This is a genomic window from Streptomyces sp. NPDC006326 (assembly GCF_040612915.1).
Classification (GTDB): domain Bacteria; phylum Actinomycetota; class Actinomycetes; order Streptomycetales; family Streptomycetaceae; genus Streptomyces.
On record NZ_JBEXRC010000012.1, the window covers coordinates 81,323 to 104,210 of the forward strand.

Annotated in this window: 25 protein-coding genes; 9 read left to right on the forward strand and 16 right to left on the reverse strand. The window is 71.7% G+C overall.

Translation table 11 applies throughout. The annotated features are described in order from the left end of the window. Positions 1 to 752: 752 nt before the first annotated feature. The 4 genes from ABZ128_RS12605 to ABZ128_RS12620 all read right to left on the reverse strand — a co-directional run bounded on the left by ABZ128_RS12605 (position 753) and on the right by ABZ128_RS12620 (position 3,838). Entirely contained in the window at positions 753 to 2,183 is a 1,431-nt protein-coding gene (locus ABZ128_RS12605; protein WP_356847963.1) for an amidohydrolase family protein, read from the reverse strand. 315 nt (positions 2,184 to 2,498) lie between these two features. Then, positions 2,499 to 3,059: a Clp protease N-terminal domain-containing protein gene (locus ABZ128_RS12610; protein WP_356847964.1), complete on the reverse strand. Its 561-nt coding sequence runs from the start codon at positions 3,057 to 3,059 to the stop codon at positions 2,499 to 2,501. After that, positions 3,059 to 3,268, reverse strand: coding sequence for an HTH domain-containing protein (locus ABZ128_RS12615; RefSeq protein ID WP_030315760.1), 210 nt, complete (start codon positions 3,266 to 3,268; stop codon positions 3,059 to 3,061). The genes ABZ128_RS12610 and ABZ128_RS12615 overlap by 1 nt, the downstream gene beginning before the upstream one ends. Positions 3,269 to 3,361: 93 nt before the next feature. Further along, positions 3,362 to 3,838, reverse strand: a complete 477-nt coding sequence (locus ABZ128_RS12620; protein ID WP_356847966.1) for a hemerythrin domain-containing protein — start codon at positions 3,836 to 3,838, stop codon at positions 3,362 to 3,364. A gap of 429 nt (positions 3,839 to 4,267) precedes the next feature. On the opposite strand from ABZ128_RS12620, the gene ABZ128_RS12625 reads away from it, so the two are divergent. Then, positions 4,268 to 4,564: a hypothetical protein gene (locus tag ABZ128_RS12625; protein ID WP_356847967.1), complete on the forward strand. Its 297-nt coding sequence runs from the start codon at positions 4,268 to 4,270 to the stop codon at positions 4,562 to 4,564. Positions 4,565 to 4,644: 80 nt separating this feature from the next. On the opposite strand, the gene ABZ128_RS12630 is transcribed toward ABZ128_RS12625, so the two are convergent. Further along, positions 4,645 to 5,124 carry a DUF1772 domain-containing protein gene (locus tag ABZ128_RS12630; RefSeq protein WP_356847968.1) on the reverse strand — a complete coding sequence of 160 codons (480 nt, stop codon included), beginning with the start codon at positions 5,122 to 5,124 and terminating at the stop codon, positions 4,645 to 4,647. A gap of 2 nt (positions 5,125 to 5,126) precedes the next feature. Continuing rightward, positions 5,127 to 5,789, reverse strand: coding sequence for a maleylpyruvate isomerase family mycothiol-dependent enzyme (locus tag ABZ128_RS12635; protein WP_356847969.1), 663 nt, complete (start codon positions 5,787 to 5,789; stop codon positions 5,127 to 5,129). Between the two features lie 71 nt (positions 5,790 to 5,860). Between ABZ128_RS12635 and ABZ128_RS12640 the strand changes: the two genes are divergently transcribed. Further along, positions 5,861 to 6,781 carry a LysR family transcriptional regulator gene (locus tag ABZ128_RS12640; RefSeq protein ID WP_356847970.1) on the forward strand — a complete coding sequence of 307 codons (921 nt, stop codon included), beginning with the start codon at positions 5,861 to 5,863 and terminating at the stop codon, positions 6,779 to 6,781. Here the strand turns inward: ABZ128_RS12640 and ABZ128_RS12645 are convergent. Then, a complete protein-coding gene (locus tag ABZ128_RS12645) occupies positions 6,778 to 7,230 on the reverse strand; it encodes a GNAT family N-acetyltransferase (protein WP_356847972.1) in 453 nt (150 codons plus the stop codon). The two genes, ABZ128_RS12640 and ABZ128_RS12645, sit on opposite strands and share 4 nt — an antisense overlap. Positions 7,231 to 7,319: 89 nt before the next feature. On the opposite strand from ABZ128_RS12645, the gene ABZ128_RS12650 reads away from it, so the two are divergent. After that, positions 7,320 to 7,697 carry a hypothetical protein gene (locus ABZ128_RS12650; RefSeq protein WP_356847973.1) on the forward strand — a complete coding sequence of 126 codons (378 nt, stop codon included), beginning with the start codon at positions 7,320 to 7,322 and terminating at the stop codon, positions 7,695 to 7,697. Between the two features lie 96 nt (positions 7,698 to 7,793). On the opposite strand, the gene ABZ128_RS12655 is transcribed toward ABZ128_RS12650, so the two are convergent. Both ABZ128_RS12655 and ABZ128_RS12660 read right to left on the reverse strand, forming a co-directional pair. Next, the gene (locus ABZ128_RS12655; RefSeq protein ID WP_356847975.1) at positions 7,794 to 8,834 is read right to left on the reverse strand and encodes a CorA family divalent cation transporter; all 1,041 of its coding nucleotides are present in this window, start codon (positions 8,832 to 8,834) and stop codon (positions 7,794 to 7,796) included. Positions 8,835 to 9,032: 198 nt separating this feature from the next. Further along, positions 9,033 to 9,842 carry an inositol monophosphatase family protein gene (locus tag ABZ128_RS12660; protein ID WP_356847976.1) on the reverse strand — a complete coding sequence of 270 codons (810 nt, stop codon included), beginning with the start codon at positions 9,840 to 9,842 and terminating at the stop codon, positions 9,033 to 9,035. A 143-nt stretch (positions 9,843 to 9,985) separates the two neighbouring features. Here ABZ128_RS12660 and ABZ128_RS12665 point away from each other — a divergent pair, with 143 nt between their 5' ends. Next, the gene (locus ABZ128_RS12665) at positions 9,986 to 11,218 is read left to right on the forward strand and encodes a glycosyltransferase (protein WP_356848067.1); all 1,233 of its coding nucleotides are present in this window, start codon (positions 9,986 to 9,988) and stop codon (positions 11,216 to 11,218) included. Between the two features lie 274 nt (positions 11,219 to 11,492). Here the strand turns inward: ABZ128_RS12665 and ABZ128_RS12670 are convergent, their stop codons facing one another. Next, a complete protein-coding gene (locus tag ABZ128_RS12670) occupies positions 11,493 to 12,050 on the reverse strand; it encodes a PadR family transcriptional regulator (protein ID WP_356847977.1) in 558 nt (185 codons plus the stop codon). A gap of 92 nt (positions 12,051 to 12,142) precedes the next feature. Here ABZ128_RS12670 and ABZ128_RS12675 point away from each other — a divergent pair, with 92 nt between their 5' ends. Next, positions 12,143 to 12,703 carry a hypothetical protein gene (locus ABZ128_RS12675; protein ID WP_356847979.1) on the forward strand — a complete coding sequence of 187 codons (561 nt, stop codon included), beginning with the start codon at positions 12,143 to 12,145 and terminating at the stop codon, positions 12,701 to 12,703. Positions 12,704 to 12,748: 45 nt separating this feature from the next. Here the strand turns inward: ABZ128_RS12675 and ABZ128_RS12680 are convergent, their stop codons facing one another. Then, the gene (locus tag ABZ128_RS12680; protein ID WP_356847981.1) at positions 12,749 to 14,023 is read right to left on the reverse strand and encodes a hypothetical protein; all 1,275 of its coding nucleotides are present in this window, start codon (positions 14,021 to 14,023) and stop codon (positions 12,749 to 12,751) included. A gap of 160 nt (positions 14,024 to 14,183) precedes the next feature. On the opposite strand from ABZ128_RS12680, the gene bla reads away from it, so the two are divergent. After that, the gene (gene bla, locus ABZ128_RS12685) at positions 14,184 to 15,092 is read left to right on the forward strand and encodes a class A beta-lactamase (RefSeq protein WP_356847983.1); all 909 of its coding nucleotides are present in this window, start codon (positions 14,184 to 14,186) and stop codon (positions 15,090 to 15,092) included. A gap of 198 nt (positions 15,093 to 15,290) precedes the next feature. After that, the gene (locus ABZ128_RS12690; RefSeq protein ID WP_356847984.1) at positions 15,291 to 16,031 is read left to right on the forward strand and encodes a class I SAM-dependent methyltransferase; all 741 of its coding nucleotides are present in this window, start codon (positions 15,291 to 15,293) and stop codon (positions 16,029 to 16,031) included. Between the two features lie 115 nt (positions 16,032 to 16,146). Here ABZ128_RS12690 and ABZ128_RS12695 read toward each other — a convergent pair whose 3' ends face one another. Together ABZ128_RS12695 and ABZ128_RS12700 are read right to left on the reverse strand one after the other, a co-directional pair. Next, complete coding sequence (locus ABZ128_RS12695; protein ID WP_356847986.1) at positions 16,147 to 16,581, reverse strand: VOC family protein; 435 nt, start codon at positions 16,579 to 16,581, stop codon at positions 16,147 to 16,149. A gap of 131 nt (positions 16,582 to 16,712) precedes the next feature. Continuing rightward, positions 16,713 to 17,210, reverse strand: a complete 498-nt coding sequence (locus tag ABZ128_RS12700; protein WP_356847988.1) for a DUF2000 domain-containing protein — start codon at positions 17,208 to 17,210, stop codon at positions 16,713 to 16,715. 49 nt (positions 17,211 to 17,259) lie between these two features. On the opposite strand from ABZ128_RS12700, the gene ABZ128_RS12705 reads away from it, so the two are divergent. After that, a complete protein-coding gene (locus tag ABZ128_RS12705; RefSeq protein ID WP_356847989.1) occupies positions 17,260 to 18,135 on the forward strand; it encodes an AraC family transcriptional regulator in 876 nt (291 codons plus the stop codon). Between the two features lie 52 nt (positions 18,136 to 18,187). On the opposite strand, the gene ABZ128_RS12710 is transcribed toward ABZ128_RS12705, so the two are convergent. Both ABZ128_RS12710 and ABZ128_RS12715 read right to left on the reverse strand, forming a co-directional pair. After that, positions 18,188 to 19,207, reverse strand: a complete 1,020-nt coding sequence (locus ABZ128_RS12710) for a glycosyl hydrolase (RefSeq protein ID WP_356847991.1) — start codon at positions 19,205 to 19,207, stop codon at positions 18,188 to 18,190. A 202-nt stretch (positions 19,208 to 19,409) separates the two neighbouring features. Further along, positions 19,410 to 20,300 (reverse strand): DUF4436 family protein, encoded by an 891-nt coding sequence (locus tag ABZ128_RS12715; RefSeq protein ID WP_356847993.1) that lies wholly within the window; start codon positions 20,298 to 20,300, stop codon positions 19,410 to 19,412. A gap of 373 nt (positions 20,301 to 20,673) precedes the next feature. On the opposite strand from ABZ128_RS12715, the gene ABZ128_RS12720 reads away from it, so the two are divergent. After that, positions 20,674 to 21,366 (forward strand): peptidoglycan recognition family protein, encoded by a 693-nt coding sequence (locus ABZ128_RS12720; protein WP_356847994.1) that lies wholly within the window; start codon positions 20,674 to 20,676, stop codon positions 21,364 to 21,366. 17 nt (positions 21,367 to 21,383) lie between these two features. Here the strand turns inward: ABZ128_RS12720 and ABZ128_RS12725 are convergent, their stop codons facing one another. Next, positions 21,384 to 22,877 (reverse strand): M1 family metallopeptidase, encoded by a 1,494-nt coding sequence (locus ABZ128_RS12725; RefSeq protein WP_356847996.1) that lies wholly within the window; start codon positions 22,875 to 22,877, stop codon positions 21,384 to 21,386. Positions 22,878 to 22,888 lie beyond the last annotated feature (11 nt).

A 22,888-nucleotide genomic window follows, 5' to 3' on the forward strand; every position in this document is an offset into this window, starting at 1 on the left:
CCTGCGGGCCGCCGTAGGCGCCTTGGCCAGGGGGGTCGAAGGTGTTGACCGGCCGCGGGGCGGCGCGGCGAGGCGCGTGCGCCGGCTGTGGGCGGGCGCGGCGGCCGGCCTGGGGCTGGCGGCGCTGATCCTGGCCGTTCACGCATTCAACGCAGGCTCCGGATCCGCACCCGATGCCCCGCCTCCATCTGCCTCCACCTCGGCGGCAGCTGAAAGCCGGGCGTCGTCCGCGACGCCGGTCCCGAGGACGGAGCCGAAGAGCGCGGACGTGTCTTCGCCGACAGTTGACCCCGGGCCTGATCCGTCTACGCCTCCTGCGTCCGTGGATCCCCAGGCGTCTGATGCGGGGGCCGAGTGGGCGAGTGCGTCAGCAGCGGCCGTTTCTGCCGTAGGCGGGATGATGAGCGGGGTCGCCGCGGCGGTCAATACCCGCCGTCACAGGTCGCCGGCCACGGCTCCGGCCCCGGCGGAATCGGCCGGGTCGGCCGAGCTTCCGCCCCGGTCTACGCCTGCCTCTTCCGACACGCCCGCGGCTTCCGGGCCGGCCGCGCGTACGTCGTGCCGGCGGGAGCCGTACTCGCCGCGACTGCTCCGGTCCGGGCGGCGGAACCCGTCCTTCCACCACCCCGACCGCCCGCACCTCTGACGGTCGTCGCGCCGACCGCCCGCCTGGACCGCATCCTCCGCGGCCCTGAGCTCGGCTGCCGGCCCGAGGACGGTCACGGGCCGGCAGGTCGAGCGGTGTCCCAGACCTACCCCGCCACGCGGAGGCGGGTGGCGGCCGCCTCGGCCTCCCGCACCACGCGGTCCGTGTCCACGTCGACCAGTCGGCCGCCGAACTTCAGCGCCCGCCCGTCCACGAACACGGCGTCGATGTTCTCGGGTCGTCCGTTGAAGACGATCTGACCCGTCCAGTCGAAGCGCGGTGCGAAGTTCAGGGCGGCCGGGTCGATGATCACGAGGTCGGCCCGCTTGCCGGGGGTCAGAGAGCCCACCCGGTCGGCGAGGCCGAGGACTTCGGCGCCACCCAGTGTGGCCATCCGCAGGACGTCGTGCACTTGCGGGAAGACCCCGGCCTCGGTCGTGCGGGCGCGTTGCAGGCCGATCGCCGTCTTCATCAGCGCGTGGAAGTCCGAGCTGTCGTTGGTTCCGCCGTCCAGGCCGAGGCCCACCTTGACGCCCCGCTGCCCGAGCTCGGACAGCCGCATGATGCCGGAGGCCAGCCGCATGTTGCTGAGCGGGCAGTGGGCCGCACGTACGTCGTGCTCGGCGATGGCCGTGATCTCGGCGTCGGTCAGGTGGATCCCGTGGTTGATCAGGAGCCGCGGGCCCAGCGCGCCGATGTCGGTGAGGACCGCCAGGGGATCGTCGGCGCGCTGCTCAGGTCGTTCCAGGACATGGGAGTTGAGCATGACCCCCAACTCCTGGGCGGCGTCCCAGTGGGCGCGGTTGAGGTGTTGGATGGGCCGCGCCGCATGGGTGGCGATCTGGAAGGAACCGAGCGGCACCGGGTCGACGAGTTCCTTCTTCACCTTGGCGACCAGCACCGCGTCGGGCGCCGGGGGAAACATCGCGTACGTGAACCGCACCCCGGTGCCGGCCAGGGCCCTTACGTAGCTCTCGATGAGGTCGTACGAGAAGATGTCCACCCAGTCCACCAGTGTGGTCACGCCCGACTGGACGGCGTCGAGGGCGGCGAGCCGGACGAAGCTGTGGAGGGCCGCCGGTGTCAGCCGACCGCGTTGGGGGTCGGTACACCCCTGGAGCCAGCCGAACAGGTCCCGGCCCGTACACCCGCCGCGGATCATCGCCTGCCAGAGGTGGTTGTGGGTGTCGACGAACCCCGGCATGACGAGCTTGCCCGAGGCATCCACCACCCAGGCGCCGGGCGGCGCCTGCAGCGCCGGGCCGACGGCGGCGATGGCGCCGTCGCGCATCAGGACGTCGGCGTTCTCGACGGCGCCGAGCGGGCCACTGCCGAGGGCGGGGTCCATGGTGAGCACCAGGGACGCCGCGCGGAGCAGGACCGTCCGGCCGCCCGGGACGGGCCGCCGGGAGGGGTGCTCGCGGGGTTCGGGGCGGGGGGTGAGGCCGAGTAAGAGCGGGGTGGCGGTGGCCAGACCGAGGCCGGCGAGGAGATCTCGGCGGCTGGGGACCGACGACGGAGCGGCGACTGACTGCATGGCGTGTTACCTCCCGAGGGCTCAGAACGGAAGGCCCGCCCGGGCAGGAGGCTGAGACGGAGCGTCGAGCAGAGGCGGGGGATTACACGCAGCATGCCCCCGGGAGCGACCACCCGATAGATGCCTGCGGAAAACTTTTTCCGTTCCGGCCCGGCGTCGTTCATGTCTCTGACGGATGCCGCGGGGGAACGGCCGCATGCGTCCCGCCCCGAAGCGATCCTCCGCACTGCGGCTGCGTACGGGCACATCAACTCCGCCGGCGGCCTGCGGGGGTGCCCGCACGCACCTGGCTTCCTGATGCTGACGGGGGAGCGGTCAACGGGAGGAGGCCGTGGACCTGGAGACTGCCGTGTCGACGGCGGCGTACGTCACGCCGTGGTCGGCCAGCGCCTCCGCGACGATCCGGCCGGTCGTGGTCAGGGCCAGGAGGATGTGCTCGTCGCCTATCTCGCGGTCCTTGCGGGCCAGCGCCACCCGGAGCGACTTCTCCAGGACGGTCTTGGCCTCCCGCGAGAACGGCCGGCGGCCCGACCGCCACCCCGCGCCCTTGCGGTCGCCTGCCAGCGCGCCCGTTCCGTGGGCCTCTTCCACCCGCGCCACGATCGCGCTGACGTCGATGCCGAGTCCCGCCAGCGCCTCCGCGTCCGCACGGGACAAGCCCGCCCGGCGCCTGGCGTCGGCCAGGGCGGCCGCCAGGGAGGGGCGGCGGGCCGGGGGGCACAGTTCCCGCAGTGCCGCCGCTGCCCGGGTGTCGTCCCGGTCGAGGAGGGCCAGCAGCAGATGCTCGTCGGTGACGGCCTTCGCCCCGGCTCGATCCGCGTGCTCGACCGCGCCTTTCACCACGGCGCGTGCGGCTTTCGTGAACCGTTCGAACATCACTGCCTCCCGTACTTCTTGTGGACGGCCTGGCGGCTGACTCCCAGTTCGGTCGCGATCTCCTGCCACGACCATCCCTGGTTACGCGCACTGCGTACCTGGACGGCTTCCAGCTGTTCCAACAGCCGCCGCAGGGCGGAGACGGCCCGCAACCCGACCCGGGGGTCGCGGTCGCCCGCCCGTGCGGCGAGATCGGTCGCATCGGTCATGGTGTCAACTTACGTTGACGTCGGCCTTGTGTCAACCTTGATTGACAAGTGACGGCGGCGGCGACCGTGCCGGTAGCGGGCAGACTGACCGGTTCAGGACCACATCGGACCCAGCACCTCTTCGGGCGTAGCCGCCAGTTCGAGGGTTTCCAGAACGGTGAGCAGTTGCCGCTCCTCGTAGCGGAAGTGGTTCTCCGTGATCGCGGCGATGCCTTCGAGGTGGCGGTCGAGCTCCTCGGGCGGCGCGGCCCGGCCGACCGCGGCAGCCAGACCGCCGAGCAGCTGGGCGATCATCGAGTGGTCCTGTTCGAGCGAGCGCAGCACCGGGCGCAGCTCCGGGTGCGCAGCTGCGACGGCCGGGAACAGGGTGCGGTCCTCGCCCTGGTGGTGGGCGTCGAGAGCCGCGCAGAAGCCATGGCAGTACAGCAGCAGTTCCCGCGTGGCCGCCTCGCCGGGGGTGCCCTCGGCCAGGGAAGCACGCGTCACGGACAGCGCTTCCCGAAGCCGGCGGTGCACCCGACGGAGTTCCTGGCTCCAGGCGACAAACCTGGTCGTCTCGCGCTCAGTCACGCGAGAGCGAAGGGTGCGACGTGTACAGATCCGCCCCCGGGGCCGAGCGTGCGATTCCTGTGGCCCCGGCGTATCACGCGGAGTCGACTCCGGTTCCGGCATGTGCCCCCGGAGCTTCCGACGGTGCGACGGTCCGCCGCCGACTTCAGCGGCGCGCTGTGGCTCCGCCGGCGGACCGGCATGCAGCACGGTATGGAGCCGCCCGCGGCGTCACAACGGCGCGCACCCGGTCGCACGTGGTGCTGCGCGGCAGTGCGCCGGGCCGGCGGCCGCCGGGCGGCACCCCCGAGCGCCCCCACCGCACGACGGCGCGTCGGCTGGGTCGTACGGCCGGGTGACGAGCGTCTTCAAGGCGTCCTGTGGCATGGGCCCAGGGATGGAGGGCATCCGTTCGGCCTCAGGTGTTGTGTGGCGTTCAAGGAGGCGGACATGGCCGGGACTCGACTGACCGCACGGGAATCCGCGCTCTGGGACCAGCTGGTCGCTGAGCTGGACCAGCGTTCCGGCGCGCCGGAGCCCACCCGGGGGCGGGGCCGGGGAACGGTCGGAGCCGGCGGTCTGGGCGTGACGGCAGTGCTGTTGTCCGCTGCGCTCATGCTGCTCGTGTCGGCGAGTCTCGTACGATCGGAACCCTTGGCCTGGGGCGGGGTGATCGCCTGGATCGGCGCCGTCCTCACGGTCTCCCACCTCCAGGGCCACGGGCCCCGGTTGCCCTGGCACCGGTAAGCGACCGGCCCGAGGGCGGATGACGGGCGCCCCGGACAGGTGGGCGAAGTGGTCTGCTTCGGCGGTGGTGAAGGGCGGCGTCAAGAGTCCGTAGCTCGCCTTCCCTGTCGGAGGGCGAGACGGATCAGAACGGCGAACGCCACTACGGCCGTCAGAGTGCGGGCATCGTTGAATAACTCCCAGCGGCGCAGGACGACCGCGTGGTCTGCCGGTGGGGCGGTGGCGGCCCACTGCTTGATGCGGCCGTTGATCGGCACGTTCCCGAGCCGTGTGATGAGGAAGGAAGCGACGGTCAGGAGACCTGCCGCGCCCGCGAGGACCCGGGCGCGGTTGCGTGTCAAAGCGGCCAGGGCGAGGGAGCTGAGGGCCGATACCGCCATCGCGCCCTGCATGGTGATCCCGTTCATGTGCATGAGCTGGGAGTGGAAGTCGAGCCTCATGTCGATCGGTACGGCATTGAACGTCGGGACGAGGTTGGCGGCGCCGTAACCGAACGCTCCGGCGAGCAGTCCGGTGGACAGCAGGGAGACCCCCTGGAGGAGCCGGATCGGGATGGCCATGGTCAGACCTCCGCGCCGGCCCGGGTGAAACGGCCGCTCTGCTCGCCGCGCAGCCGTCCGGCCGGGAGCCTGCGGCCGAAGGCCAGCAGGAGGAGGTCCTGGCCGGCGCCGTACACGGGCGAGCCGGAACCGTACGACCAGTCCAGGTCCTCGGCGCACAGCCGCACGCCGTCGAGGTCGGCACCGAAGAACTTCAGGCCGCTGGGCCGGATCTCGTCGAGGAGGATGCGCAGCCGGTCCTCGGGGACGCGCCGGTCGAGGCCGACGGCGACGGTGATGTCCAGCCCGTGCACCACGTCGTGACCGAGGGCCGCCGTGACCCCGCCGACGGGCGGCGTCCAGCGGTGGTGGGCGTTGTCCCGTACGAATGCGACGAGTTCGGCGGTGGAATGGGCGGCCGCGTCCCTGCGTGCCACCCGGTCGGTCATGCGGTGCAGGTTCCCGCGGGCCCTTGCCAGTTCACCGAACGTCGCCGGCAGCGAGAGCCGGAAACCCATCGACATGTGCGCCGCGACCTCGCGGACCCGCCATCCCGCGCACAGGCTCGGCTCGTTCCACTGACCGGGCTGCAGGCCGTCGAACACCTCGGCCAGTTCACGGCGTTCGGCCGCGATCGCGGCCCTCACCTCGGCCTTCGGCACCTTGCGCGCTGTCATGTTCTCCATGTGATCAAGGGTGCGGGCGGCCGGTCGATATCTCCAATAGATGCTTGTGCTCCGACCTAGAATCACTGGTTATGGAACTTCGGCAGCTGCGCTACTTCGTCACCGTCGTCGAAGAGGGCGGTTTCACCCGCGCCGCCGCCCGGCTGCATCTGGCCCAGCCCGGACTCAGCGCCCAGGTACGGCAGCTGGAGAAGGAGTTGGGGCAGCCCCTGCTCGACCGGTCCGCCCGGTCGGTGACCCTGACGGAGGTGGGCCGGGCCGTCCTGCCCTACGCCCGCGCCGCCCTGGCCGCTGCGGAAGCGGTGCAGCAGACGGTGGACTCGTACACGGGACTGCTGCGCGGCCGGGTCACGCTCGGGCTGGTATCCGGCGCCACCGGCCACGCCTTCGACGTCGCCGCGTTCCTCGCCGGCTTCCACGACGCCCACCCCGCGCTGGAGGTCGCCCTCACCGAGGACACCTCGGAGCGGATGCAGGCCGCGCTGCTGGCCGGCGAGCTCGACATCGCCCTCCTCGGGCCGACGGAGGAGGCACCCCCGCCCGGAGTGGCCTTCCAGACGGTCATCGACGCCCCGCTGGTCGCCGCCGTCGCCCCCGGAGACCCGCTGCTCGACCCCGACGGCCGCACGCGCGTGCCGCTGGGCGAGCTGCGGGACCGGCCGCTGATCTGCCTGCCGCGCGGCACCGGAGTGCGCGCCGCCCTCGAACGTGGCTGCGCGCACGCCGGGTTCCGTCCCCGCATCACCTTCGAGGCGGCAGCCCCCCAGGTGCTCGCGCAGCTCGCCGCCGGCGGCCTGGGCGTCGCGGTGCTGCCGGCCGGCGAGGACGACCCGGCCCAGGACGGACGGCAGCTTCGTACGCTGCGCATCGTCCGGCCCGAGATGCGCGCCCGCATCGCCCTTGCCTGGCGGGCCACCGGACCCGCGAGCCCGGCGGCCCGGGCGCTGCTCGATCGTCTGCGCGAAGCCCTCCCGAAGCCGCTTGAAAGCTAGGCCGAGGCCGAGACCGGCTCACGCACCATGAAGACGTCCACCGGATCCTCGGTCTCCCGTCTGAACCCGTGCCGCTCGTACAGCCGCCGGGCCGCACTGCCCTGGAGCACGTTCAGTCGGACCCGGCTGCCCTCGCGGTCGCACTGCTCCAGCAGCCCGCGCAGCACGGCCGTACCGATGCCGCTGCCCTGCAGGTGTGGGGCCAGGTAGAAGTGCTCCAGCCAGTGGGCGTCCCCCTCCGGCCGCAGCGACACGCAGCCTGCGAACGCGCCATCCACCTCGATCACCCAGGTGTGCACCGGCACGAAGCCGTCCCGCAGCCGCTGCCGTACCCGCTGCTCGTCGTACCGCCCGAGGCGCTCCAGATCCTCCCGCAGCACCACGGCCCGCAACTCGGCCACCGCCTCGGCATCCGCCGCCGAGGCCGGCCGCATTCCCCACTCCGCCATGATCGTCACACTACCGCGCCGAGCTCCGTCCACTCCGGGGGCGGAAATCCCTTGCGGATCTTCCCGTCCGGCCGCATACGCTCGGGCGCATGCCCCGTTCGTCGAAGAAGTCCCGCCGGCTCGTCGCCGACGGGCACACCTACCTGTGGACGGTCCGCCACGGCCACTGCGTGCTGGAGGACGGCGGCTGCCGCAAGACCCTCACCCTCCGCCCCCATCCGTCGGGCACCGGCGGCCTGCTGCGCTTCGTCTTCGACGCGGGCCCCGGCCGGTACGTCTCCGGTTTCACCACGGGCTCGGGGGAGGTGGGGGCCGTCGGTGTCGGCGCCCTGAACCTGCACGAACCGGGCACCGTACGCTTCCTGCTCGACACGGCACTGGGCCGCGGGTGGGAACCGGGGGAGAGGCGGGAGACGAAGGTCGACGGCTGGACCTTCCTTGAGGCGGCGGTCGCCGCAGGGCGCTGACGGCACGGTCGGGGCCAGGCCCGGCCCCGTTCCAGGGCGCCGGCGGCGCAGCCACCGCCAAGCCCGGCCCCGGTTCCAGGGGACTCGGCCGGCCGGCTACGGGTGCTCGTCCCGCAGGCCTGCCGGGACGACCGGACGGGGCTGCGCCGGGCTGCGCCGGCGGCGGAGCCAGACGTACAGCGCCAGGCACGGCAGCAGCAGGCCGAGGACGGTGAGGGTGACGAACGCGGTGAAGCCGCTGATCCGCCCGACCAGCCAGGAGAAGTTCTGGCCGAAGAAGCCGACCACGAAGGACAGGGGCAGGAAGACGGTCGCGAGGATCGTGAGCTGCTCCATCGTGGCGCTCTGCCGCAAAGTGATCTTGTTCTGTTCGACGGAGATCACGGCGATGTTGGCTTCGAGGACGGTGGCCAGGAGGTCGCGCTGGGCGGCCACCTCTTCGTTGACCAGCAGCAGGTGGTCGTGCACGTTGTGGAAGTACGGCAGGAGCTCGGAGGGCGATTTGCCGGGCGTGAGCATGCGGGAGAGCACCGCGAGCAGCGGGTGAACGGCGCGGTAGAAGTCGGTGGCCTCACGCCGCAGGAAGTAGATCCGTTCGGTCGGGGCGACCGCCCCGGAGAAGACGGTGGCCTCGATCTGTTCGATGTCGCGGTCGAGTTCGGCGACGACCGGCGCATAGCTGTCGACGACCTGGTCGAGGATCGCCCACAAGGTCGAGGCACTGCCGGTGCGCAGCAGCTCGGGGCGGCGTTCGAGCCGGCTGCGGGCGCCGTGCAGCTCGCTGGCGATGCCCTGGCGCACGGTGATCACGAAGCGTTCGGAGAGGAAGACGCTGATCTCGCCGGTGTCGATCTCCTCGCGTTGGTCGTCGTAGCGCGCGGTGCGCAGGATGATCAGCTCGGTGCCGTCCTCGTACTGCTCGGCCTTCGGCCGGAGGTGGAAGGTCCGGGCGTCCTCGACGGCGAGTTCGTGCAGCCCGAAGGCCTCGCGCACGGTGTCCATCTCCTCGGGACCCGGTTCGAAGATGCCCAGCCAGACGAAGCCGCCCTGCTCGCAGCATGCGGCCGCCTGGTCCAGCGACATCGGGCCCTCCTGCTGCCGGTGCCCGTCGCGGTAGTGCGCGCAGTCGACGATCATGGCGTTCCTCCTCGCGTACGGCGGACGTGCACCGCCTCACCGCCGTCCGGCGGCGCGGCGGGCAGCGCAGATGCCATACAGCCATGGTTGCTCGGTCGGCTGCGCGCGGGTCAGACGCCGGGCAGGGCGGTGTCCGCGACCGACCCCCGTGGCGTAGTCCGCCGCGGTCGGACGGAGCACGGCCGGGGACATGACCTTTCAGGCGCGGTGTTCGCCCCGGTCGCCGATCATCGAGATCAGCCCTGCGTGCGTCTCGCGATCGGCGGCCACGACGAGTCCGCGGCCGGCCTGCCCGAGCGGGGCGCCGTCGACTCCGGTGACGACGCAGCCGGCGGCCCGGCACAGCGCGATACCGGCCGCGAAATGCACGCTCCGGGACAGGTCCGCGCCGTCGGTGACGTACGCGGCGCGCTTGCCGGCGGCGACCCAGGCCAACGCGAGCGTCGTGGAGACGACCCGGGGCCGGAAGCGTGCGACGAACTCGGGATGGGCCAACAGGTCCACGGCCCTGAATCCCGGCGCGCCGGGAAAGGGCGGGTCCAGGTTGACGTCCACCAGTCGGGTGGCGGGGGTCGGCTCCAGCTCGGCGACGGTGTCGCCCTGGCGGACCCGGGCGGTCGCACCGTCGGTCAGGAAGACCTCGCCGCTGAAGGGGTCGCCCACCGCCGCGGCCCCGCCGCGCAGCGCCACGTTGACGGCCACCAGCATGTTGCCGACGGCGTAGTTCAGCGTGCCGCACAGCGGGTCCACCAGCCACTGGCGCGCAGCCTCCGCAGCACCCTGCTGCCCGCCCTCCTCCCCGAGCACGGCGTCGTCGGGCCGAGCGGCACGTATGACGCCGAGGATCGCCTTCTCCGCCTCGACGTCGGCGGTGGTGGCGAAGTCTCCGGCGCCCTTGTCGATGCGGCTGAGCCGGCGCCCGTACAAGCCGCGTACGACATCCATGCCGGCACGTACCGCAGCCGCCGCGACCCCGGCATCGTCAAGGTCCTGATGTGATTCGATCATGCCGCGCAGGATAGCGACGGCATCCCGCTGGTCAACCGGATCCGCCATGCAGCCGTTTCGGAGGATTTCCGTGCCGCCCGTGCGAGGACGGGCGGCGCGGGCGGGCTCCGGCCGCCACACTGACGGGCGTGAGGATCGCCATCATGACGGCGGGGTCGCGAGGAGACGTCGCGCCGTACACGGGCCTGGGGGCCGGCCTTGCCCGGGCCGGGCACGACGTCACCCTGGTGAGCCACGGCGTGTTCGAACCACTGGTGGCCGGTTCGGGGGTGCGTTTCCAGACCGTACCGGGGGATCCGCGGGCCGAGTTGCACTCGACGCGCGGCCGAGGGTTGCACCGGAGCCGGAGCGGAGCCGCAAAGCTGCTGCGGGCCGTCGCACTGGCGAGGAGGGTCGCCCCTGACATGACGCACCAGCTGGTGCACGCGGCGCGCGACGCGGACGTCGTACTGGCCGGAGGGACGGTCGCACCACTCGCTTACGCCATCGCCCAGGGCCTCGGCCGGCCCAGCATGGGCCTCTTCCTGCAGCCACTGCACGGAACCCGCCATTTCCCGCCGCCGATGCTCGGCACCCGTTCCCTGGGCCCGCTGGGCAACCGGATCGGCGGCCACGCCGTCGCCGCGGCCGTGGACCACGTCTTCACCCGGGCCGCACGCACCCTCGCCGCCGAACACGGCCTCCGTCCGAGCCGTCTGCCCGCCGCCCGCCGCGCTCGCGAGCGGCAGGGATGGCCCGTGTGGCACGGCTTCAGCGAGCTGGTGGTTCCCCGGCCCCGCGACTGGCGCCCCGGCCTGGAGGTCTCCGGGTACTGGTGGCCCCACGACCCAATCGGCAGGCTGCCGCCAGAGCTGGAGGACTTCCTCCGCTCCGGACCGGCCCCGGTCTACGTGGGCCTCGGAAGCGCCACGACACCCGACCCCCGGCGGGTCAGCGCCGACATCGTCACCGCCCTGCGCGCGGCAGGCCTGCGCGGCGTGATCCAGCACGGCTGGGCTGGACTTTCCGCCACCCAAGACGACGTGATCACCATCGATGACGTTCCGCACGCCCTGCTCTTCCCGCGCATGGCGGCCGTCGTCCACCACGCCGGAGCGGGCACCACCGGCACAGCCCTGCGCGCGGGCGTTCCGTGCGTACCCGTCCCCGTGCAGTTCGACGCCCACTTCTGGGCGTCCCGTCTCGTGGAGCTGGGCACGGCCCCCGGGGTGGTGCCTCTGCGCCACCTCAACCCCGCCACCCTCGGATCCGCGCTCCGACGGGCCGTCACCGACCCCTCCTACCGCGACCGCGCCCGGCACATCGCCCGCCGGCTCGCAGCGGAGGACGGCATCGCACCCGTCGCTGCCGCACTCGAACTGCTGGTACGCCCCTGACGAGGACCTCCCGCGGCGTACGGGCAGGAAGCGCACACCGGCGCGCCTCGGACACGCGCGCCGCCGACGCCCCGGGGGCGGCTGTTTCAGCCGACCGACATGGCTTTCGCGGCCCTCAGCCGCGGCAGCTCCAAGTCGGCACCCGCGCCGCCGCCATGACGGGGGGCCAGAGCCCCGCGCGCTCGGTCAGCCGTCAGCAGGGCCTGGACGGTGACGGCCGGCATCCTTGAGGTGACGAGCGGCGGGCGCCCCCGCCAAAGGCGGGGGTCCACCGTCACTCCGTGCCGGCGCCGTCGGCCGCGGCGCCGCTGCCACCGGGCTCGTGGATCCGTCCGGCCGCCCATCGGGCCCATTCGCGGCGCATGGCGTTGAAGCGCAGGCCGTACTCCAGGGCGATCCGGCCGTGGACCGACAGGGTGTCGTCGCCCCAGTCGATGGACTGCTCCAGGCGGCGCAGGTCCTCGTACTCCTGCTCGGACATGTCCGCCAGCTCGTCGAGGTAGCCCCGCGCGCGCTCCGGGGGGAGTACGCCGAGGAAGAACACCCGCAGCAGCAGGTCGCTGCGGGTGTTGCGCTGCGGCTTGGTCTCGGTGAGCCAGCTGCGCAGTTCGGCAAGGCCCTCGTCGGTGAGGGTGTACTCCTTGCGGCCGCGCGGGCCCTCCGCCGAGACGCTGATCAGTCCGCTCGCGGCGAGTTTGGACAGCTCCGTGTACATCTGGCTCTGGGTCGCGGGCCAGACGTTGGCCAACGAGGTCTCGAAGCGCTTCAGCAAGTCGTAGCCGCTGGCGGGGCGTTCTGACAGGAGACCGAGGAGGGCGTGTCGAAGGCTCATGGCCGCAGCTTACCTTCCATTCTTGACATGTCACGCCTGGACCTTCTACTTTTGACATGTCAAACCAGGAACGTCAGTCCGGGGGTCTTCCGATGTCGTACGTACGCACCTTCCTTCCGTGGATCGTCTTCGCCGTCTTCCCGTCCGCACAGTGGCAGTGGGGCGCGCTCGCCGGTCTCGTGGCAGCGGTGGCGGTGACCCTGCAGCAGCGCCGGGCCGGGGCCGGGTACGACGCGCTGATCATCGAGATCGGCTCGGCGGTCTTCTTCGCCGCCCTGACGGGCATCGCCTTCACCGACCCCGCCTCGGACGTGCACGCCTACTCGGCCGCCCTCTCCTCGGCCACCCTGGCACTCATCGCCGGGGGCTCGCTGCTCGTGGGGCGGCCGTTCACCCTGGGCATCGCCAAGCGCACCACCCCGCGGGAGGTCTGGGGCCTGCGGCCGTTCATCCGGATCAACACCGTCATCACCGCCGTGTGGACCGCGGCGTTCGCGGTCACGGCCGCCGCGCTCGCGGCCCTCGCACACGCCGGGCAGGGCCACTCGACGTCCGCGACGCTGGTCCAGGCCGCCGGGTTCGTCATTCCCATGCTCTTCACGGTCCGCTACGTCGCCGCGGCCCAGGCCAAGGCCCAGGCCGCTGCCCGATGAGCACCCCCGGTAGCCGGCGGCCGGGGCCGCCGCCGGTGCTGCGCCTCAGATGCGCAGCGTCCCGGGGAACGCGCCGTGGCCGACACCCGGTGCGGTGACGGCCAGCCAGCCGTGGCCGCGCATCCCGGTGTCCGGGCCGACCTCGCCGGGGTCGACCGAGAGGTGTCCGCACGCGGACCGGGCACCCGTCGTGCCCGCGTTGGGCGGAGCCTCGTCGTACTCGGGATCGAAGTCCGGGTCGTCGACCGCGAGGGTCTCCCAGGGCAGCGGATCGCCCTCCCATTCGGGGTCGCTCTCGGCGGCGTACTGGCGGATCACCTGACCGTCCTCGGCCACGATCCACACGTCGGAGCCGCCCGCGTCGTCCAGGAAGAAGAACTGGGCCTGCCCGCAGTGGACGCTGACCCGCTCGACCGTCTCGATCATGTCGTCCCAGGGGTCGCCCACCAGCAGGTCGAACGGTCCGAAGACGAGACGCCAGCCGTTCAGCTCCGGCGTGACGAAGGCCCGCCCCACGCACAGGCCGGCGCCGTCCGGCCCGGGGACCCGGATCTCCTGGCTCTCCGCTGCCTGGACCCCGGCGGCGACCGTGACCGGCCGCCGGTCGTGCAGGCCCAGGGCCTCGAAGACCCCCTCGTACGACGCCCCCGGCACGGCCATCCACCAGCCGCTCAGGGTCGCCGACGGAAGCCTCGGGACCTCGTCCAGGATCTTCACCCGTATCAGCCGCTCGATCGCGGCCCGGTCGCGGTCGTCGAGCGCGTCGGTGCCACCGCCGGCGACCAGGGCCGCCATGGCGCCCCGCCGGGTCCGGGGGGACGCGGCCGGGTCGCGGCGCAGGGAGCGCAGACGCGGCCGGAAGGAGTCGTCCAGCAGGCGGGCGTAGTCGGCGGCCTTGTACGGGACGTGGCGCCCACGGGCGTAGGTGTCCACCAGGGCGCGCAGCGCCCCCTCGGAGTCCACCCGCAGCCGGACGAGTCCTTGGAAACCGTTGCCCGACCTCCCGTGGTCGGGATCGGCCGCCAAGGCCGCGTACTGCTCGGCGGAGCGCTCGTCGAACACCCCGAGGAGCCGACCCGCCTGCCAATCCGTCACCTCCTTGCGCCGCCAGGCCGCCAGTACGCCGTCGAAGGCCGGCGGTCCGATCAACTGCAACGCCCACACCACCGGCTGGAGTTCCGCCGTCCGCTGTACACCCGCCACGCTGCGCAGCAGCGCCGGCACGATGCGGTCGGCCTGCTCCGCAAGCCGTGCTGCGGCGGCCTCCACACGGGCGGCGTCGCCGCTGTCCAGGTCCTCAAGGAGGGATTCGATCTTCATGCGTCAGAACAGTAGCCCCGGCCACTGACCGCGCCCGGTGACTCCGGAGCCGGAACGATCCCGTGTGCCCGTACGTCCTGACAAGGGATCAACACGACGGGTCGTCCGGAAAGAGACGGCCGGCCCGCCCCCGTGCCCACGCGGACAAGAGGAAGCGCTCATGGAATTACGCCCCACTCGGCGTCAGGCTCTCGGCGGGGTTGCCGCGACTGCCCTGGCCTTCGTTCTCCCCGCCGGGGGACGGGCCTTCGCGCAGGACACGGTGGACGACGCCATCGCCGGCCGCTTCCGTGCGCTTGAGCGGGCGCATGCGGCGCGCCTGGGGGTCTTCGCGCGGAACGCGGTCACCGGCAGGACGGTGCTCTACCGCGCGGACGAGCTCTTCCCCATGTGCTCGACGTTCAAGACGATCGCTGTGGCCGCGGTGCTGAGGGACCTCGACCGTGACGGCACCTTCCTCGCCCGGCGCATCCGGTACACGGAGAAGGACGTCACGGAGTCGGGCTACGCGCCGGTCACCGGATCGCCCGAGAACCTCGAAGGCGGCATGACCGTCGCGGACCTGTGCGCGGCAGCGATCGCCCACAGCGACAACGCTGCTGCCAATCTCCTGCTGCGCGAGCTCGGCGGCCCGGACGCCGTCACCCGCTTCTGCCGGTCCATCGGTGACCGGGTGACCCGCCTCGACCGGTGGGAGCCCGAACTGAACTCCGCGATACCCGGACGGGTGACCGACACGTCGAGCCCACGCGCCCTCGGCCGCACCTATGCCCGGCTCACCGTCGGGGACGCTCTCGCCACACCCGACAGGGAGCGGCTGACCGGATGGCTGCTGGCCAACACGACCGGCGGCAACCGCCTGCGCGCCGGACTGCCGAAGGAATGGAGCGTCGCCGAGAAGACCGGGACCGGCGGCTACGGCACCGCCAACGACGTCGGCATCGCCTGGCCGCCCGGACGGGGACCGATCACGATGGCGGTCCTCTCCACCCGGCACGATTCCGCCGCGCCGGCCGACGAACCGCTCATCGCCGATGCGGCCGCGGTGCTGGCGGCAGCGTTGACGTGACCTCCCGACGCGTTGGACGCCAGGGCCCCGTCAGCATGTCCGTTGCACACGGCCCCCTTTGGACTCATCTCGGTGCTGCACCCGACAGGTTCGTAGCTTCCACCAGTACGAAGTCCCCTGGACGAGCAAGGAGACTTCCTGGCGAGGGCCGCGGCTCGTTCTGAGAGCCGACGCCACAAATCGAGGGGAATCACCACGATGAGTGGTCAGTTGTACGACGGCATTGGTGAAGCATTCGAAGGCTTCAAGACCCTGCCCATCATTCGTTACACCGAGGTGCCGGGCTTCCTCGCCCTGGTCGGCGACGTCACCGGCAAGTCCGTACTCGACATCGCCTGCGGTACCGGTTTCTACAGCCGCGAGTTCAAGCGCCGCGGCGCGTCCCGTGTCTTCGGGTTCGACATCTCCGGCGCGATGATCGACGCGGCCAACGCCCGCGAGCAGTCGGAGCCCCTGGGCATCGCGTACGAAGTCGCCGACACGGCCACCTTGCGCGAGTTCGATCAGCCCTTCGACGTCGCCGTGGCTGTGCAGGCGTTCAATTACGCGAGTGACGTCGCCGAGATCGAGCAGATGATGCACAACATCCGGCGCAGCCTCGTCGCCGGCGGGGAGTTCTTCCTGTTCGGGCAGAACCCGGACTTCGACTTCGGCGGCCCCTCGCTGGCCAAGTACGGCTTCCTGTGTGAGCCGACCGGCAAGGACAACGAGATCGGCCGGGGAACGCGGATCACGGCCCTGCTGGATCCGCCGGTCTCCTTCGAGGCCACGACGCCGTCGAAGGAGACGTACGAGCAGACACTGAAGGCCGCCGGATTCACCGGGATCGAGTGGGTTCGGCTGGACGTCTCGGATGCCGGCGTGGAGGAGTACGGCGAGGAGTTCTGGGCGGACTACACCGCGAACCGGCCGCTCACCATGATCCGCTGCACTGCCTGAGCGGTGAACTCGGCTGCCGGCCCGGCCCTTCGGGGCCGGGCCGGCCCTTGACTGCCCACGGGGAAGGTGACGACGGCACTCGGCACGAGCGCAGCCGCCAGTGCCCCTCCAGCCCTCAGTCCAGGCAGAATTCGTTTCCCTCCGGGTCGGTCATCACGATGATCCCCTCGTCCATGCCATCGGGCTCCAGCCGGTACAGCCGCTTCGCTCCCAGCCCCTCCAGCCTGGTGGCCTCCTCCTCCAGCGCGGCCATCCGCTCCTCCCCGGTCAGACCGGGTGCGGCGCGCACATCCAGGTGCAAGCGGTTCTTCGCCGTCTTTCCCTCCGGGACCTTCTGGAAGAACACCCGCGGCCCCTTGCCGTCCGGATCCGTGATGGCCGACCGGTCGTTGTGGTGCTCGGGCGGCACGCCCCACGCCGTGAGCGCGGCCGCCCAGTCCGGGAAGCCCTCCGGTGGCGGCTGGACGCGATAGCCCAGCGCCTGGGCCCAGAACACCGCCTGCGCGCCAGGATCGGCGCAGTCGTACGTCACCTGGAATTCCTTGGCCATGCCGCCTCCGACCGCTCGAACCCTGCCCGCGTGCTCGTCCCGGTCGTCTCCCGGAACACCCGATCATCCTCGCACCGCCCGCTGACAGGCCGCTTGCCGATCCCGCTGATCTTGCGGCGAGGACGTGTGGTTCAGGGGTGCATCCGCGCGCCCTTGAGGATCCTGTCCACCGCATTGCGCGGGCCGTGCACGGCCATCCCCACCAGATCGAGCCGCTCCTTGCCCACGGCGCGTACCGCGGCCCGGTTGTCGCGGTCGTTGCCCGTCCCGAACAGGTCGGAGGTGAACACGGCCATCGGCAGGGACCGGGACAGGGCCCGCCCGTGCGCGAGGGTGAGCGTCTCCTTGGTCCCCTCGAAGACCAGCACGGGCTGGCGGAACATCGGCAGGTACGCGGTGTCGTCGGCGTCCGCGTACGGCTCGCCGATCACCTCCGGTGAGGCCGTGCCGAGCCCGCTGACCACGAAGGCGGTCACGTTCAGCCGCTGCCAGGGCTCAAGGTCGTCGCGCAGCAGCACGGCGATCTTCGTGTCGAAGCGGACGGGCACCTGCACTCCGCGCGCCCCGGACTCGACTCCGGCCGCGGCCCCCGGGCCGGTTCCGGACACAGTTTCGTTCTCGGTTCTCATGCCTTGAGACTGCGGCCCGCGCCCCTTCTCCGTCTTGTACGTTCCTTGCGTGACGCCCCGGCAGGAGATCTCGGCTTGGCGCCCGGCGGTCCCGGGCGTCGTGGAGGTCTTCCACGCCCACTTCACCGAGCACGCGTACCCGATGCACGTGCACGACGCCTGGACGCTGGTGATCGTCGACGACGGTGCGGTCCGCTACGACCTCGACCGCCACCGGCGCGGCACCCCCGGCGACACCGTGAGCCTGCTCCCGCCGCAGGTCCCGCACAACGGCTCGCCCGCCACCCCGCACGGCTTCCGCAAACGCGTGCTCTACCTCGACATGACGCAACTGGACGAGCGCTTCATCGGGCCGGCGGTGGACAGCCCGGACCTCACCGACCCCCTCCTGCGCAGACGTGTCGGACAGCTGCACGCGGTCCTCGCCCACCACGGTGACGAGTTCGAGGCGGAGAGCCGCTTGGCCCTCATCGGCGAGCGACTGCGCAGGCACCTGCGTCCCGGGCTGCGTCCCGGACCGGCCGCCGGCGGCCCGCTGCCCGACCGCGGCGTCGCCCGGAGCCTGCGGGACCTCCTCGATGCCCGACTGGTCGAAGGCATCGCCCTGGAGGAGGCCGCGTGCCTGATCCACGCCCACCCCGCGCATCTCGTACGCGCCTTCAGCAGCGCCTTCGGCATCGCCCCGCACCAGTACGTGGTCTCCCGCCGCGTCGACCTCGCCCGCGCCCTGCTGCTCGACGGACAGCCGCCGCGCGAGGTGGCGACCGCGACCGGGTTCTACGACCAGTCTCACCTCACCCGGCACTTCAAGCGGCTCATCGGCACCACCCCGGGCCGATACGCCGCTCGGACCCGGTTGACGGCCCGGACGCCCTCCGCGTCCCCGGGAAAACTCCCCGGCCGAGCCTGGGAGCCGGATGCGTAGGACGTGAACGGGAGGTCCTGGCGCGGCAGCTCGGCCGGCGACCCGTTCGCCCTCACGGGTGCGGGCGGGAAGCCGCCCGCCGGTCCGGGTCGGTCGACAGGAACTCCCGGAACACTTCCGCGGAACGAGGGTTGCGGCTGCACTGCCACACGCCGTGCGGGCAGTAGTCGGTGATGCTGTGGTACAGCGGCTTCTGGTCGGCGATCCACACCAGCATCTGTCGCATGTACTCGGGATTGTCGCCGCGCCGGAAGAGCCCCCATTCGGGGTACGAGATCTGCTTGTGGTGCGCCTTCGCGAAGTCGACCTGCTGCTGCAGGCCGTACGGCTGGGTGACCTGCTCGTCGAAGTTGTTGCCGGGAGGCTGGTCGTAGGAGTCCATGCCGACGATGTCGACCACGTCGTCGCCGGGGTAGCACCTGGTCCACGGGATCGCGTCGATGCCCCGGTTGGGGGCGAAGTCGAAGCGGAACCGCTCCCCCTCCACCGAGCGCATGGCGGCCACGATCCGCCGCCAATAGCGCTTCCAGTTCTCGGGGTCGGGCCGGCACCGGTGGGTGTAGTCGAAGCCGTTCATCTCCCAGCCGAGCACGATCACGGTGTCCGGTATCCCGAGGGAGACCAGGCGCTCGGCCAGCCGCCGGAAGTGGTGGTCGTACGCGCCCTGCGCGCCGGAACGGAGCAGCTCGGCGACCTGGTCGTCGGGGACGCCGCCCTCGTTGTCCTCCAGCATGGGCACGTTCAGGACGAACAGCCGGTCGGCTCTCTCCTCGCGCCACCGGGCCCAGCTGCGCAGGGAATCAGGCTCTCCCTCGATGTTCGACCAGGTGTCTCCGGGCAGGTAGGTGTGCCCGGCGCGCAGCTCGGTGCCCCCGAGCCAGTGCGAGAGTCCCTGCATCCTGTTGACGCCGGGTGAGCCGTAGTGCAGATAGGCACCCACTGCGACCCGGGTCCCGGAACTGCTTCCGGTGGCCTCTCGCTGCGCCGGGGCAAGGGCGCCCCCGGTGGCGAGGAGGCCGGCGACGGCCGTATTGATGCAGGCGCCGGCCATCCGGCGGCCTCTATGGGACATGGCGTCTCCGCAGGCTTGGCGAACCGATGTGCTTGCAGCGACGTTAGGCATCACGTCCGCCTCGCGGCCCGTCCGGTGTCCCGATGCTGGGCCGTTCGCGGTACCAGGCGCCCCTGCGGTTGGGCCGACCTGGTGGAAGCCTTCACCCCGTCCGCATGTCGGCCGCCACGGAGCTGGACTTCCCCCCGGCTGCCCCCTCAGGTCACGGGGCGCGCGGCGTGTCGTGGGCGTTGAGGGCCGTGCGGACACCGCTGAGGACCACGGCGATCACGCAGAGGGCGATGAGGGTCTCGGCCCACAGGAAGGCGAACCAGTCCAGCACGCAGCCGATCGGGGGAGTGCCGGGAGCGGTGTTGCGGAACGCCGCGAGAGCGAACAGCGTGGCGGCCATCCAGCTGAGGGCGGGCCAGACCAGACCCTCGCGGCGGGTCGTCAGGTACCAGGCCCCGATGATCACGGACGCGGCCAGCGCCCACATCACGCCCATCATGAAGACCGCGAAGACGAGCAGACTGCCCGATCGGCTCAGCCGCAGCCCCATGACGGCCGCCGACCGGGAGGGCGCCGGCGTCGCGGCGACGGAGAAGAGCGTGTCGCTGTTGGAGAACAGCATCCGCACCGGCACCTGCTTGCCTCCCAGCAGTGCACGGAACTCGATGTCGGTCTCGTACGTGTCGAACGGGTAGTCGCTGATCGATCCGCCCGTGAGCGCGACCTGTACGTCTTTGGTCGTGACCCGCTCGTGCGCCTTGAACGCCAGGTCGCCGAGGGTCGCCGCGGAGGTCTGGAGGCTGAGATCGGCCGCCGGTGCGGTGCCCTCTTCCTCCCCGAGGGTCCCGCGCGGGGTGACGCGGACCCTCAGGACCAGCTCTCTGGCCGCGGCGTCGACGCTCTGGACGGTGGCCTCCACGTCCACCCGGTCGGAGGCTCCCGATCCGACCGGGTGGACCGTGTCGAACGCCTGCCGCTCGGTGAACTGCAGCCACGACCCCACTCCCACCGCCACGACGAACAGAACCGCGAGGGACAGCAGGACCGGCAGGAGCGACGCTCCCGAGCGGCGTGGGCGAGGCGAGTCCGAGGGTGGCGCCATGGTGACTCCGACAACGTGGTGTGGCAACGGGCTCGTCCGGCCCAACGCCGGGAGCGGACCTCGCGCCCGTGCAGCGCGGCCTGCCGGGGCCGGACACGCCCGTCCCGTGCGGCCGCCTGCTCCGGGCCGCGGGGCGGGGCGCAGTGCGATCCTCCTCGACCGGGCCGACGATCCACCGCATCCGGACGGGCGTGTCGGCGTGCACTCCCGCTGCCCGCGCCAGGGGTGAGGGTGTGCGCCGATTGGTGGGGGACCGGCTTGCTGGGGTGTGGGTGCTGGTGAAGGATCAGGTTTCGGACACGCCGCTCTGTCCAGTGATGGCATGTTTCGCGGTGTGTCGTTCTCTGTCTGCCCGACTTCATGAGGAGTGGTCATGGAAGACAGCCCGCTGAGCCGGCGACGGCTGTTGTGGGGCGCTGCCGGAGCGGCGGGCACGGCTCTGGCCGTCGTCGGGCTACCCCGGCTGACGGGGCCCGGGGAGCAGCAGAAGGCCGCGCCGGCGAACCCCCCGCGCCAGACCCCCGTCCCCGCCGGACCGTCTACGGGACTGCGCCGGGACTCCTCGGTGGACTACGCGCCCGCCGTCTGGACCGACGCCTCCCCGTCCAACTACACGCCCTCCAACCGCCCCGAGGAAACTCCCATCGAATACGTCGTCATCCACCTGACGACGGATTTCCTGCCGATCATGCTCGCCACGTTCCAGGACCCCGAGGAGAGGGTGTCCGCGCACTACGTGATCAGCGCAACCGGAACGCGGATCGCCCAGTGCGTGCGCGAGCGCGACGTCGCCTGGCACTCCAACAGCGTCTGGTACAACCACCGGAGCATCGGTATCGAACACGAAGGCTGGATCGACCAGCCTCTCTACGCCGACGAGATGTACGAGACGTCCGCCGTGCTGACGGCCACGATCTGCGCCAAGTACGGCGTGCCGGTCGACCGGAACCACATCCTCGGTCACGTCGAGATCCCGGAGTCCACTCACGAGGACCCCGGGCCCATGTGGAACTGGGACAAGTACATGAAACTCGTCGAGACCGCCCACCGGCGCATCAGGACCTGACACCACCTCGACCCCCCTCATGCGGGCTTGCCGTCGCCGTAGAGCCACGAGTCCCAGATCGAGTCGAGATCCCGGCCGGTCTGAGCCTCCGCGTACGCGGTGAAGTCGTCCGTGGAGGCGTGGCCGTGGCGGTGGCGCCGGGTCCAGCCCCGTACCAGGGCGCCGAAGGCCTCGTCGCCCACGGTCTGGCGGATCTTGTGGATCACCATCGCGCCGCGCACGTACACCGGCTGGCCGGAGATGTCCGAGGCGGTCGGCGGCTTCGCGGGCGGGAAGTCCCACTCGTCGTCGTCCGCGGCCTTGGCGTGGTTGCGGTCGAAGTGCTCCTGGGCGGTGGCCCCGCCGTGGTCCTCGGTCCACAGCCACTCCGCGTAGGTGGCGAAGCCCTCGTTGAGCCACATGTCCCGCCAGGTCCGCGGGGTGACGGAGTTGCCGAACCACTGGTGGGCCAGTTCGTGCACCACGTTGGTGGTGTGGAAGATGTCCGCCGGAATGGTGGGCCTGGTCTGGGTCTCCAGCGCGTAGGGCACATCGGCTGCCTGATCCACGATCAGCCCGGCGGAGGAGAAGGGGTAGGGGCCGAACCTCCCCTCGGCCCATTCCATGATCTCGGGGAACCGGCCGAGGACCTCGCCGTCCTCGTCCACGCCCGCGGTCGTGTCCACGGCCGACAGGACCGGGACCCCCGATCGCGTCCGGGAGGTCTTGATGTCGTAGCTCCCGATGGCCACGGTCGCCACGTAGCCGGCCATGGGCTCGGCCTGGTGCCAGTGGAAGGTTTCGCGGCCGCCGCTGGAGCGCCGCTCGCTCAGCTGCCCGTTCGAGATCGCCTGCACCCCCTTGGGGACCGTGACGGTGATGTCGTACGAGGCCTTGTCCGAGGGGTGGTGGTTGCCCGGGAACCAGGACATGGAGCCCGTCGGCTCGCCGAACGCGACCGCTCCGTTGTCCGTCCTCAACCAGCCTTCGCGCCACCCGTTGTCGTGGGTGATCGGCTCCGGCGTGCCCGCATAGCGCACGACGCTGCGGAAGGTGGTGCCCTTCCTGAGGTGGTCGTGCGGCCGGAGGGTCAGCTCCTGCCCGTCCCGCCGGACCCCGGCGGTGCGGCCGTCGACGGTGGCGCCCAGCACCTCCATGCCCAGCAGGTCGAGATTGAAGGCGCTGAGGTGCTCGGTGGCCTTGGCGGTGATCTGCGCAGTGCCCTCAAGGCGGCCGCTGTCGGGGTCGTAGGCCAGGGTCAGGGCGTAGTGGGTGACGTCGTAGCCGCCGTTGCCGAGCTCCGGGAAGTACGGGTCACCGGCGCCTTCGGCGGCCGGGTGCCCGCCCCGGAACGCCGTGCCGGCAGCCCCCTTCCGGGCGGTGTCCGCTCCGGTACGGGTACCCGACCCCGCGTCTGCGCCCGTACGGGCACCCGTCGCACCGCCCCCACGGCCGTGGGACTGCGAGCACGCAGGGAGCACCGCGAGCAGGCCCGCGACCGCCAGAGCGGCCAGACGTCCGGAAGTCTTCACGCAGCCGATCA